Annotated in this window: 12 protein-coding genes; 10 read left to right on the top strand and 2 right to left on the bottom strand. The window is 61.8% G+C overall.

Translation table 11 applies throughout. From position 1 onward, the window contains the following. Positions 1–71: 71 nt before the first annotated feature. Complete coding sequence (locus CK226_RS29995) at positions 72–731, top strand: response regulator (RefSeq protein ID WP_095793775.1); 660 nt, start codon at positions 72–74, stop codon at positions 729–731. A gap of 42 nt (positions 732–773) precedes the next feature. Here the strand turns inward: CK226_RS29995 and CK226_RS29990 are convergent, their stop codons facing one another. After that, the gene (locus tag CK226_RS29990; RefSeq protein ID WP_095793774.1) at positions 774–1,046 is read right to left on the bottom strand and encodes a hypothetical protein; all 273 of its coding nucleotides are present in this window, start codon (positions 1,044–1,046) and stop codon (positions 774–776) included. 220 nt (positions 1,047–1,266) lie between these two features. On the opposite strand from CK226_RS29990, the gene CK226_RS29985 reads away from it, so the two are divergent. From CK226_RS29985 to CK226_RS29945, 9 genes are all read left to right on the top strand, one after another. Next, complete coding sequence (locus CK226_RS29985; protein ID WP_095793773.1) at positions 1,267–2,373, top strand: NAD-dependent epimerase/dehydratase family protein; 1,107 nt, start codon at positions 1,267–1,269, stop codon at positions 2,371–2,373. Beyond that, positions 2,370–3,449 (top strand): NAD-dependent epimerase/dehydratase family protein, encoded by a 1,080-nt coding sequence (locus CK226_RS29980; protein ID WP_095789603.1) that lies wholly within the window; start codon positions 2,370–2,372, stop codon positions 3,447–3,449. The genes CK226_RS29985 and CK226_RS29980 overlap by 4 nt, the downstream gene beginning before the upstream one ends. Continuing rightward, complete coding sequence (locus tag CK226_RS29975; RefSeq protein ID WP_095789604.1) at positions 3,446–4,738, top strand: TIGR04295 family B12-binding domain-containing radical SAM protein; 1,293 nt, start codon at positions 3,446–3,448, stop codon at positions 4,736–4,738. Before CK226_RS29980 ends, CK226_RS29975 begins: the two co-directional genes overlap by 4 nt. Then, a complete protein-coding gene (locus tag CK226_RS29970; protein ID WP_095793772.1) occupies positions 4,723–5,823 on the top strand; it encodes a glycosyltransferase family 4 protein in 1,101 nt (366 codons plus the stop codon). Before CK226_RS29975 ends, CK226_RS29970 begins: the two co-directional genes overlap by 16 nt. 2 nt (positions 5,824–5,825) lie before the next feature. Next, the gene (locus CK226_RS29965; RefSeq protein WP_095793771.1) at positions 5,826–6,956 is read left to right on the top strand and encodes a glycosyltransferase; all 1,131 of its coding nucleotides are present in this window, start codon (positions 5,826–5,828) and stop codon (positions 6,954–6,956) included. Then, entirely contained in the window at positions 6,953–8,047 is a 1,095-nt protein-coding gene (locus tag CK226_RS29960; RefSeq protein WP_095789607.1) for a glycosyltransferase, read from the top strand. Before CK226_RS29965 ends, CK226_RS29960 begins: the two co-directional genes overlap by 4 nt. Further along, the gene (locus tag CK226_RS29955) at positions 8,044–9,147 is read left to right on the top strand and encodes a glycosyltransferase (RefSeq protein WP_095793770.1); all 1,104 of its coding nucleotides are present in this window, start codon (positions 8,044–8,046) and stop codon (positions 9,145–9,147) included. The genes CK226_RS29960 and CK226_RS29955 overlap by 4 nt, the downstream gene beginning before the upstream one ends. A 23-nt stretch (positions 9,148–9,170) precedes the next feature. Further along, positions 9,171–10,217 carry a UDP-glucuronic acid decarboxylase family protein gene (locus CK226_RS29950; protein WP_095789661.1) on the top strand — a complete coding sequence of 349 codons (1,047 nt, stop codon included), beginning with the start codon at positions 9,171–9,173 and terminating at the stop codon, positions 10,215–10,217. A gap of 81 nt (positions 10,218–10,298) precedes the next feature. Then, positions 10,299–10,499, top strand: a complete 201-nt coding sequence (locus CK226_RS29945; protein ID WP_245437890.1) for a hypothetical protein — start codon at positions 10,299–10,301, stop codon at positions 10,497–10,499. Positions 10,500–10,505: 6 nt separating this feature from the next. Here the strand turns inward: CK226_RS29945 and CK226_RS29940 are convergent, their stop codons facing one another. Beyond that, on the bottom strand, positions 10,506–12,302 hold the full coding sequence (locus CK226_RS29940) for a hypothetical protein (RefSeq protein ID WP_245437889.1): 1,797 nt from the start codon (positions 12,300–12,302) through the stop codon (positions 10,506–10,508). Positions 12,303–12,365 lie beyond the last annotated feature (63 nt).

Below are 12,365 nucleotides of genomic sequence, written 5' to 3'. Positions count from 1 at the left end.
AGTGGAACGTCTCGGTGGGCCCGTACCGGATCGCATGCTCGTGCTGGCGAAACGATTGCAGGCGGCACTGGATGACAGGAAAATGGGAGTGCCTTCTTTGCATCCTCAACACCGTTCGAATAAAGGATAACGACGTGCGCGATCTGCGGGGGGTGCATATTCTGATTGTCGAAGACGAATGGACGCTGGCGGGGGATCTTGCGAGGTTTTTCGGCAACATGGGTGCTATCATCCTCGGGCCCGCGGCTACAGTCGAGCAGGCGTCTGAACATACCGATCAAGCCGAAGCTGCAATCCTGGACGTCAATCTTAATGGCCGACGCGTGTTTCCGATCGCCGACAAGTTGATGCGCCGCGGTATCCCCTTCGTATTCTTCAGCGGTGACAACGAGATCGCGATTCCCGAGCATCTCCGCTACGCCAGCAATTTGCGGAAGTCCTCGGGCAGCAAGGCTGTGTTCAATGCGCTTTTTCCGCGGCAGGCATCCGAACAAGCGGAGATCTCCGTGCCCTCCCCGCCAGACGACGTTTTCACCCTCTTGCCCAAACTGCGCCTCGCGGCGCGTCTTCTGCTGGGGGACGTCCACGCATCGGACCGGCTGGTCGAGAGGACACTCGAGCAAGCGATCCGGGACGTCGACCACCGGCAGCTTGGCCAGTCCACCGAAAACTGGCTCAACGATGTCATGCGAGAGGTGGCCAAAGCCCGCGGCGCAAAGCTGATGCATTGAATTCTCCTGGGCCGAGGCCAAGTCGCCTCCCGCCAGGACTTCTCAACTCTTGCGATCGCGCTCGACGAATTTGTTGAAACGGCTGGACTTTCCGTCGCTGGTCTTGGCCTGATAGAGGAAGGCCAAATCGTTCTCGTCGAATATGCGGAAGAACTCGTCCCAATCAATGGAGTCGAATCCTTCCTCGGGTTCGCCAAAGTCGATCCGCAAGATGCCGCCCTCGCCCTTGGTGCGGACCACTGCCGGCCGGCCCTGCCGCTCCTCGGCCCATTTGCGAATTTCGTCGTGATTGGTGGTCGTGTGGGACTGCGACATTGAAATCTCCCTTGATCATAGGCTTCGCCTTACGGTCTCACGGCGGCTGTCGAGCGCCCTAACAGCATACCGGCGGGAATGTTCCCGCATCGTGGGCCGATGGCGTTGCGCTTGCTTTCAGACGAAGCCCGCGAAGGGAACTTTGTTGAAGCACAGGGAACAAACCTTTTGCCGAAAAGTTCGGGGCGCCGAAGTCACTTGTCCGGGGAGAGGAGTCGTCGTGAAACGCATATTGGTTACAGGAGGCTGCGGCTTCATCGGCCGCCACGTCACACAAGAACTCATCGCTCAGAATTATTCAGTTCGCATTCTCGACGTCCTGCTGGAGCAGGTGCATGCGGGCGAAGCGGTCACGCTTCCCACCGGTGCCGCACTGATCAAGGGCGATATTCGCGATCGCGAGGCCGTTGCCGAGGCGCTGGAAGGAGTCGACGCTGTCATTCATCTGGCGTCGGAAGTCGGTGTCGGACAATCAATGTACGAGATCGCGCGCTACGTCGGCACCAACGATCTGGGCACGGCGACACTGCTTGAAGCGCTGATCAAGCATCCGGTCGAACGGATCGTCGTCGCCTCCTCGATGAGCGTCTATGGCGAGGGCCTCTATGCCACGCCCGAGGGCCGGCGCATCGACAATGCAAGGCGCAAATTAAGCGACATCAAAAGCGGACAGTGGAATCCGCTGTCGCCGGAAGGCGAACCCCTTTCGCCGCTGCCGACGGATGAAGAAAAGCCGGTCGACCTCGCCTCGATTTACGCGCTGACAAAATACGCCCAGGAACGCGCCGTGCTGATCTTCGGCGAAGCCTACGGCATCGATGCGGTCGCATTGCGCCTGTTCAATGTCTTCGGTGCCGGCCAGGCACTATCAAATCCCTATACCGGCGTGCTGGCCAATTTCGCTTCACGTCTCGCCAATGGCCAACGGCCGATGATCTTCGAGGATGGGGAGCAGAAGCGCGACTTCGTTCATGTGCATGACGTCGCACGTGCCTTTCGTCTTGCGCTGCAGCAACGTCAGGCAAAGGGCCACGTCATCAACATCGGCAGCGGCCGCGCCTATGCGATCAGCGAAGTCGCGCGATTGCTGGCGGAAGCCATGGGAATACCGAACCGTTCGCCAGAACTGCTCGGCAAGGCGCGCTCCGGGGACATTCGCAACTGCTTCGCCGATATCTCCAAGGCGCGTGAACTGCTCGGTTTCGAACCCGGCCTGCAATTGGAGAATTCTCTCGTGGATTTCGTTTCCTGGGTGCGCAATACGGCCGCCGTCGACCGCGGCACCGAAATGAAGCGCGAACTCGAAGAGCGCGGGTTGGTGTCATGAGCCCGGGCGCACGCAACCGACGCGAAGCGCCGGTCGCCATCCTCGGCGGCAGCGGCTTCATAGGATCAAATCTAGCCGATAGCCTGTTGTCGGATGGCGAGCCGGTGCTGGTGGTCGACAATCTCAGCCGTCCCGGCGTCGAACAGAACCTGGAATGGCTTGTCCAGAAACATGGTAGCCGCCTTACCGTCGAGACCATTGATGTGCGGGACGCCAATGCCCTGGCCCCGGTTCTGATGAGATCCAAGGCGATTTTCCATCTGGCCGCACAGACGGCAGTCACCACGAGCCTGGTCCGGCCGGACGAGGATTTCGACATCAACCTTCGCGGAACGTTCAACGTGCTGGAAGCGGCGCGGCTGAGCGGCGAGGGCATTCCGGTGATTTTCGCCAGCACCAACAAGGTTTACGGCAGCCTCCCCGACGTCGCGGTTCAACCGCACGACGACTGCTACATACCTTGCGATAGCGCGATCCAGGCCAGCGGCATCGATGAAGCCCACAGCCTGAATTTCTGCACGCCCTATGGCTGCTCCAAGGGCGCGGCGGACCAATATGTGCTCGACTACGCCAAATCCTATGGCATGCCCACGGCGGTACTGCGGATGAGCTGCATCTACGGACCGCGCCAGTTTGGAACGGAGGACCAGGGTTGGGTAGCGCACTTCCTGCTCAGCGCCCTGACAGGACGGGACATCACCGTCTACGGCGACGGCAGGCAGGTGCGTGACATCCTGCACGTTTCCGATGCGGTCGCCGCCTACAGGGCTGTGCTGGACCATATCGACATTACCGAGGGCCAGGCATTCAACCTTGGCGGCGGACCAGAAAATGCGCTCAGCCTGCGTATGCTGTTGAGCGAGATCGGCAGCCTGACCGGCCGCGAACTCTCGGTCCGCCATGATGGGGAACGGACCGGCGACCAGCCCTTCTTCGTCGCCGATACCCGCAAGATCCAGACCGCGCTTGGCTGGAAGGCGCAGGTTGCGTGGCGCGAGGGCATTCGCGATCTCGCCGACTGGCTGCAGCGCCACCGGCTTGAGCCCCGCCCCGAAGCCGTGAGGTACGTGGCATGAGAATAGCCCTGGTCAACCCGTCCTGGACATATGACGACAGCATCTATTTCGGCTGCCGCCAACCGCATCTGCCGCTGGAACTCGGCTATTCGAAAGCCCTGCTCGAAGCGGCCGGCCATGAGGTGCTGCTGCTGGACGGGCAATTGCAGAAACTCGACAACTCAGGGCTGTGCGGACGCGTGGCTGATTTCGCGCCGGCAATGACGGTTGTCAGCACCGCCCCGACCTATCTGTTCTGGCGCTGCGCACCGCCGGAGTTGCGCGTGCCGGCCGATTTCCTCAATCGTCTGGCCGGGCGTGGCGGCCGCACGGTCGCGGTCGGCCCACATGGCTCGGCGACGCCGGCGCCGACCTTGCGCAAGCTGGGCGCCGACATCGTCGTGCGCGGCGAATGCGAGGAAATTGTCGCCGAACTTGCACGACGCGACGATTGGAGCGCGGTGCCCTCGACCGCCTATCTGCTGGACGCCAAGCTGGTTTCGAACGGCGGGGTCCATTCCAGTTCGTTTGTCGATCACCCGCCGCTGGAATGGCCATCCGACTGGATCGCCGCCCATTCGCATCATCATCACCGGTTCGATGACCAACAGTTTGGATTCGGCGCCGAGGTCGAAGCGTCGCGCGGCTGCCCCTACAATTGCAGCTTCTGCGCCAAGATCGATTTCCGCGATGCCTATCGCCGCCGCAACCACAAAGCGGTGGTGACTGAAATCGATCGGCTGATCGCCCAAGGTGCCGGCTACATCTACTTCATCGACGAAATCTTTTTGCCGCAAAAGGCGTTGCTGGAGGCGTTGGTAAGCCGCGATGTGAAATTCGGCGTCCAGACCCGCATCGATCTGTGGAAACCTGAGATGCTGGAATTGCTCGGCGCGGCAGGCTGCGTCTCCATCGAAGCCGGCCTCGAAAGCTTGACGGTGGAAGGGCGGGCCATGCTCGCGAAGCGCTGTAGGCTGGACACCGAGGAACTCGCCGCGCTGCTGGTTAAGGCCAGACGCCACGTTCCTTTCGTTCAGGCCAATCTGATCGGCGTCGTCGAGGACGATCCTGCCCTTGTCGATCACTGGCGAGCCCACCTGATCGACAATGGCGTGTGGGCCAATGAACCGGTACCGCTTTATCCATATCCGAGTTCGCCCAGCTATCGCGAGCTTTGGGGCGAACCCGACGACCTTGCCTGGGAGCGCGCCCATGATCATTACCTCGCATCGTTCCAGAAGTTCAGCGACATCCAGGAAAAGCGCCCGCGCCCGCTGGCGGAACTGGAGGCGGCATGTTGCGGACACTGACGCCACGCAAACGCCGCGTCCTGATGACCGTCGATGCCATGGGCGGAGTATGGCGCTATGCGCTTGATCTCGGCCGGGAATTGGTCAATGGCGGCGACAGCGTTGTGTTCGCCGGTCTGGGGCCGCAACCATCTGGGCAACAGGCCAATGAGGCAAGGACTTTCGCGACGCTCATCTGGCTGAATACGCCTCTGGATTGGATGACCCGAAGCGCCGGCGACCTCGACGGTCTGCCGCTGGAATTGCGTGCGCCGATACGCGACTACGCGATCGACCTTGTCCATCTCAACGGACCGACGCAGGCCGTGGGGTTGGATGCGCCTTGCCCAGTCATAGCGGTCTCGCATTCATGCGTGACGACTTGGTTCCATTGCGTCAAGGGACAGGCATTGGATAACGCATGGAGCTGGCAGAAGGAGCGCAACAGGCGTGGCTTCGACAGGGCCGACGCAGTCATCGCCCCGAGCCGCAGCCATGCCGAGATGCTCGAGACCTGCTATGGCCCGATCGCACGCCTTCACGTCGTGGGAAATGCCGCACGCCCAGTCCCGCCAGCGGAAACCCGCCAGCCGCTCGTTTTCGCCGCCGCCCGCTGGTGGGACGAGGGAAAGAATGTGGCGGTGGTCGACCAGGCCGCCTCGTTGACGCAATGGCCTCTCTTTACAGCCGGTTCGCTTCACGGCCCGAACGGCGAGCGCGCCACCGTCGACCACGCCGTTCCTCTCGGGGCGCTGCCCTATGACGAGGTGCGCTCCTTGATGGCCCGGGCCGGCATTTTTGTATCGCCATCGCTGTACGAACCGTTCGGTCTGGCGGCGCTGGAGGCGGCTATGTCGGCAACCCCCCTGGTGCTCTCAGACATCCCGACCTATCGCGAACTATGGGACGGTGCCGCGATGTTCTTCGACGCGCGTGACCCGCATGATCTCGCTGCCTGCATCAATCGCCTTTCCAGCGATGCCGGGCACAGGTTAGAGCTCGGCCACGCCGCCTTCCGCCGAAGCCGCGGGTTCACTCTGGCGAGACAGGCAGCGGCCATGCGTGACGTCTACGAAAAGGCGGCGCTGGCCGTTGCGGAGCGCTGATCATGCGCTTTTTATTCTACGCCCACTCGCTCGTCTCCGACTGGAACCATGGCAACGCCCATTTCCTTCGAGGCGTCATGCGCGAACTGGTGGCGCGCCGGCATCAGGCCATCGCTCTGGAGCCGGCTGACGGCTGGAGCCGATCGAACTTGCTGGCCGAGAAGGGATCCTTCGCGATCGAACGTTTTCGCAAGGATTTCCCCGAACTGATGCCGGTGACCTATGATGCCGGGTTCGACCATGAAGCATGGATCGCCGAGGCCGACGTGGTGATCGTCCACGAATGGACCGACCCGGAGCTTGTCGCTCGCATCGGCCGTGCCCGGGCCGATGGCGGCAAATTCACCTTGCTGTTTCACGACACACATCACCGCGCCGTGTCCGCCACCGAGGCCATGTCGGCGCTGCGCCTGGAACATTATGATGGCGTTCTCGCGTTTGGCGAAGCGCTGCGCGAGAGCTATCTGCGCGCCGGCTGGGGCAAGCGTGTCTTCACCTGGCATGAAGCGGCGGACGATCGGCTGTTCAAACCGCACCCGGAAATGCACGCGACGTCCGACCTGGTCTGGATCGGAAACTGGGGCGACGACGAGCGGACGGCCGAACTCAAGGAGTTCCTGATCGGACCGGTCCGCGATCTGGGTCTTCAGGCCACTGTTCACGGTGTCCGCTATCCCGAACGGGCACTTGCCGATCTGGCTGCCGCCGGTCTGCGCTACGAAGGGTGGATCGCCAATGCCGACGTGCCGAAGGCGTTCGCCGCGCATCGTGTGACGGTGCACGTCCCGCGGCGTCCTTATCGTGAAGGCTTGCCCGGAATTCCGACAATCCGCATGTTCGAGGCACTTGCCTGCGGCATCCCGCTGATTTCAGCGCCATGGTCCGATGTCGAGCAGCTTTTCAGACCCGGCGTCGACTTCCTGTTTGCCGAGGATGGATCGCAAATGCGGCAACACCTCCAGGCGGTGTTGGCCGATCCCGATTTTGCGGCTTCCCTAATGACCTCGGGCCTTGAGACCATCCGCTCGCGGCATACCTGCCATCACCGCGTCGACGAGTTGTTCGACGTGCTTTGGCAATGCACGACCCTGCACACCGCCGAGCTGACCGCCGCAAAGGAAGCCGTTGCATGAAGATCGCATTCTATGGATCGAGCCTTTTGTCCTCCTATTGGAACGGCGCCGCAACCTATTACCGAGGATTGCTGAAGGCGCTTTCGCAACTGGGCTACGAAATCACTTTCTACGAGCCTGACGTCTATGACCGGCAGAAGAACCGCGACATCGAGGCGCCGAACTGGTGCTCTGTCGTCGTCTACGAGGCAACCCATCAAGCCCTGATGCAGGTTGCGGCGCGTGCCGCCGAGGCCGATATCGTTGTCAAGGCGAGTGGCGTCGGCTTCGAGGATGAGGCGCTGCTGCGCGCCGTGCTCGGCTACGCCCGCAGCGATGCGCTCATCGTGTTCTGGGACGTCGACGCGCCGGCGACGCTCGCCCAGCTGCGCGACGAGCCGGACCATCCGCTGCATCGTGCGCTGCAAGAAATCGATCTTGTGCTGACCTATGGCGGCGGCGATCCCGTGGTCTGGGCCTATCGCGCCCTGGGCGCGAACGAGTGCGTGCCAATCTACAATGCACTCGATCCCGAAACGCACCACCCGGTCGCCAGCAATGCGCGTTTTGCCTGCGACCTGGCGTTCCTCGGAAACAGGCTGCCGGATCGTGAAGCGCGTGTGGGATCGTTCTTCCTCGATCCTGCGAGCCGGCTGCCGGAACAACGTTTTCTGCTCGGCGGATCTGGGTGGGGGGACAAGCCGCTCCCCGCCAATGTCGACTGGCTCGGCCATGTCGGCACCTGTGATCACAACGCCTTCAATGTCACGCCAAAGGCGGTGCTGAACATCAGCCGCGACAGCATGGCCGCGAACGGTTTTTCACCCGCCACGCGTGTCTTCGAGGCGGCCGGCGCCGGCGCCTGCCTGATCACCGATGCCTGGCTCGGCGTCGAGCTGTTCCTGAAACCCGACGAGGAGATCCTTGTGGCGCGCGACGGCGGCGATGTCGCCGAAATCATGCAGGCGCTGACGCCTGTCCGGGCAAAGGCGATCGGCCAGGCCGCACTTCGACGCGTTCTCGCCGATCATACCTACGCGTTGCGGGCGGCCGTGGCTGATGCGGTCTTCAAACGGCATTTGACGCACGGGACCGTGGAGGCGGCCGAATGACCAAGCAGCTGGACATTCTCTTTCTCGGCCTGTCGCTTTCCTCGTCTTGGGGAAACGGTCATGCCACCACCTTTCGAGGTCTGCTGAAAGGCCTCCACCAACTCGGCCATCGCGTGACTTTTCTGGAGCGCGATGTGCCGTGGTACGCCAATCACCGCGATTTGCGCGATCCGGATTTCTGCGCCTTGCGCTACTATGAAACTGTGCAGGCACTGCAACGCGACTACGGCCGGTGTCTGCAACAGGCCGATGTCGTGGTGATCGGCTCTTTCGTGCCGGAAGGCCGCGCGGTGATCGACACCGTCGCTTCACTTTGCAAAGGACAACTCTGCTTTTACGACATCGACACACCGGTGACCCTGGCGAAGCTGTCGGCGGACGATTGCGACTATCTGAGCTGGCGCCAGATCCCCTACTTCGACATCTATTTCTCTTTTGCCGGTGGCCCGATGCTGACCGATCTGACACAGACCTTCGGCGCACGCCGAGCCGAGCCGCTCTACTGTTCGGTCGATCCGGAACGACATCACCACACCGCCGATCCAATCGGCTGGGACCTCGGCTATCTCGGCACCTACAGCGCCGACCGGCAAGCCACGCTCAATGCACTTCTGCTCGAGCCGGCACGGCGCATGCCGGATCGGCGTTTTGTCGTGGCTGGCTCGCAATATCCGTCCGACATCGACTGGCCCGACAATGTCGAGCGCATTGAACACTTGCCGCCGGCCGATCATGCCGCATTCTACAGCCGTCAGCGCTACACGCTGAACGTCACACGCAGTTCCATGATTGCGGCGGGATGGTCGCCCAGCGTGCGCCTTTTCGAAGCCGCTGCTTGCGGCACGCCGATCATCAGCGACCGCTGGCCAGGCCTCGACAGCTTCTTTCCCTCATCGACGATCCACACGGCCAAGAAGGCGGACAAGGTCGTCGCGATCCTATCGCGGGAATCGGCTCGGACACGTCTGGCCATGGCCGAACGGGCACGCGAACTCGTCCTTGCTTCCCATACCGGTGTGGCCCGGGCTTGCGAATTTATCACGGCGCTTACGCAAAAGGGGGCGGTGGTCCTCGATCTCGATATCGGAAGTGCAGCATGACTGGCAGACAGGAGAAAATCGCGATGCGACAATCAAAAAAGGCGCAAAGGGCAAAGACGGTGCTCGTCGCCGGTGGCGCGGGCTTCCTCGGTTCGCATCTTTGCGAAGCATTGTTACGCGATGGCTGGCGTGTGATCTGCGCCGACAATTTTCTTACCGGTCGCATGGAGAACATCAACGCGATCATGGACCAGCCGAGTTTCCGGTTGATCGAGCAGGATATCTGCCGTCCATTGGACCTTGGCGAGCCGGTGGATCGCATCTTCAACCTGGCATGCGCCGCCTCGCCGCCGCGTTACCAGGCCGATCCGATCCACACCACGCGAACCTGCGTCATCGGAACGTTGAACCTGCTCGAACTCGCCGCGCGCAACGACGCGGGATTGCTGCAGGCCTCTACGAGTGAAGTGTATGGCGATCCGGAGCAACATCCGCAGAGGGAAGACTATGTCGGCCATGTGAACTGCACCGGCCCACGCGCCTGCTACGACGAGGGCAAGCGCACGGCCGAGACACTCTGCTTCGATTATCTGCGAGCCGGGAAGGCCGACGTTCGTGTCGCGCGTATCTTCAACACCTACGGGCCGAGGATGGATCCGGCGGACGGCCGCATCGTTTCGAACCTGATCATGCAGGCGCTCGAGAAGCGCCCGCTGACGATTTTCGGCGACGGCATGCAGACGCGATCTTTCTGCTACGTCTCCGATCTAATCGACGGGTTGATGAGTCTCATGGATATCAACCCCAATCCGGGCAAGCCGGTCAATTTGGGCAACCCCGGCGAATTCACCATTGTGCGGCTGGCGGCATTGGTGAAGGCTATGACCGGCACCAAATCGGATATGACGTTCCTGCCGCTGCCGCAGGATGATCCTCGACGCCGGCAGCCCGACATCTCGCGCGCAAAAGCGCTGCTCGGCTGGACGCCAAGAGTGTCGCTCAACGAGGGGCTCGCGCGGACGATCAGCTATTTCGCCATGCTTGAAGGCGGCTCGATCGGCGATCAAATGGCAGGACGTTCGGCAAGGACGAGACCCACGTCAGGCGGGCTGCAGAACCTCCCTGCCTGATGCCGGGACCCCAGTCACATCTTCGCATCGATTCGCGTGGAACATCCGCGCAATCTTTTGGTTTGACGAGAGGACCACATAATGGAGGACCTCCTCATGTACCCCAAGCAATCTCGGACCGATATCGACAAGATGGCGGAACGAGAGACGGCTGCGTATCTGCGGCGAGCCTCGATCACCTATCTGGAGTGCTGTGTCAGCCTGATGATGACGCATCTGCAGCGGGAGGAGGTGGCCAGTATTCTTGAGCAGGAAGCAGACATGCTGCGAAGCCTGGATTGACGGCGACTATACCTTCATGGCCTGGCCCAGGAACTGTGTCAGTCCTGCCTCATATCGGTTTGCCGTCTCTTCCAGCCTTGCTCTTTCCCGGCCATTTTCGGATTGAGCGGCCATGCTCCACAACCCGAGCTGAAACGCCAAATAGCAAGGTTTGAAATAATCGATGAGTCCGGCGTCAACGCTGCTACCCATGCCGCCGATCAACGTCGCCGCCTCGGCTTTGGACAGCCCATATTCTACGCAGGCGCCGGCAAGGTCCCATTCTATCGGCTGGCAGCCGATCAGATCGTGTCCTCGGCAATGGTCGACAGCATCCGTCTTGATCAGCGTGCCATCGGAACCGACCAGAAACTCCCAGGGATGCAGCCTGCCGTCGATCTCGACCCGTTCCGATACCTGTGTGGGCGTCTGCTTCGAGAACCAGGTTCGCAGTCTCGCCGCCTGGCTTTCGCCCAAGGCTTCGGAAGCATTGTGAACGGCCATCTCCGCCAGCGCGAGCAATGATGCACCGGGTTCGCTGGTTCGCAGACTGGTCGCGCGCCAGGCCAGATAGCGTGTGACCGCCGCGACAAGTCTCTGCCTGGACAGCGGTAGCTGATCCATCGTGGTGCCATCGGTCCACCGTTCGACCAGAAAACCGTGGCAGAACCCCATGACTTGCGATCCGAATCCGGCGTGATGCAACATCTTGGCGGCTTCCATCTTGCGCAGCCCAGTTTTGCCGAGGCCGACAAATTTGACGAGCCAGCGATCTTGATCTGCGGAGGCCAGGAACTTTCGCCGTTCAGTGCCGCGTGCGCTCGGTGGCCAGCGCCTTTCGTCGGCGTAGTGAAGGGGGCGCCACGCTCCGCCGGATATTTCGGTCAAGCGCAATTTCGGACTGCCAACCACCTCGGCTACCCAATCGCGCAGCGTTTGCGAGCTTTCGGGAAAGGTGCGTTCGAACGTCATCGCCACTTGCTTGCGGCAGCGTCCCCATGTCTCCCGAACATCCGGCGACGCTTCGGCCCCCGGATCGCCCGAATGGCTGGGGAACAGGTGAATGCGCTCCGTATCTATGCCCTGTTTTCTCAGCCACGCGACGACAGCGTGGATCGAACTTCCCGACAGGCCGGGACCTTCATCGACGACAGCGAAGCGAGCCCTGGGCTCACTCCTCCAGGCAGCAACCAGCCGCGGATCGGCATTGACCCGCCGATCGAAAGGATGGCCGATCGGGCGCACGCTAATGGGCGCCGGCGCACCGATCGCGGCCGCCACCATGGCCGCCAGCCCCAGGCCGATGCTGCGGATGCCGATCACGCATGTGTTCGCATCGAGACCCGACTCCCGCCCCGCGCCGAGATAACTCTCTGGATAAAGCGCATAATGTGCGTAGCCTTCGGCCGAGCCGGTCAAAATTTCTGCCTTGCAATCGAGCCCGGCCAGCAATTGGAGAAGTCGCGAATCGATGCCGGCGCCCACGACGAACCCACTTCGCCACGATCTCGCCACCTCTGCCGCAAGTCCGACCAGCAACTCGGCGCCTAGCCGTTGTGAAGGCGAATTGGTGTCGACGCCCAGGACCTTGAAATCGGCATCGGCGAGCCCCTGTACCAGCTCCGACGCACTGATGAATAACCCGACCAATGCAGCATGGCGCCGGATGCCGCAAGGGATCCGATCGAGGCTTTGGGCCAGTTCGATCGCTGTCTCTTGAAGTTGTGCTGCGTTCTGGGTCCGCTTGTTGTCGCCGTAGACGATCATCGACCGATTTCCGATTTTTGTCGTGCGGGCAACGCGGCGGGTGCAGCTTCGATCCATGCCGCCTCGCGCAATTTTTCGATAGACCAAGGAACATTCTGGCGCGGTGGCGGTTCGGCGCAA

The organism is Mesorhizobium sp. WSM4311 (genome assembly GCF_002295115.1).
In the GTDB taxonomy this organism is placed as follows: domain Bacteria; phylum Pseudomonadota; class Alphaproteobacteria; order Rhizobiales; family Rhizobiaceae; genus Mesorhizobium.
This window is presented reverse-complemented; position numbering and strand designations above follow the sequence as displayed.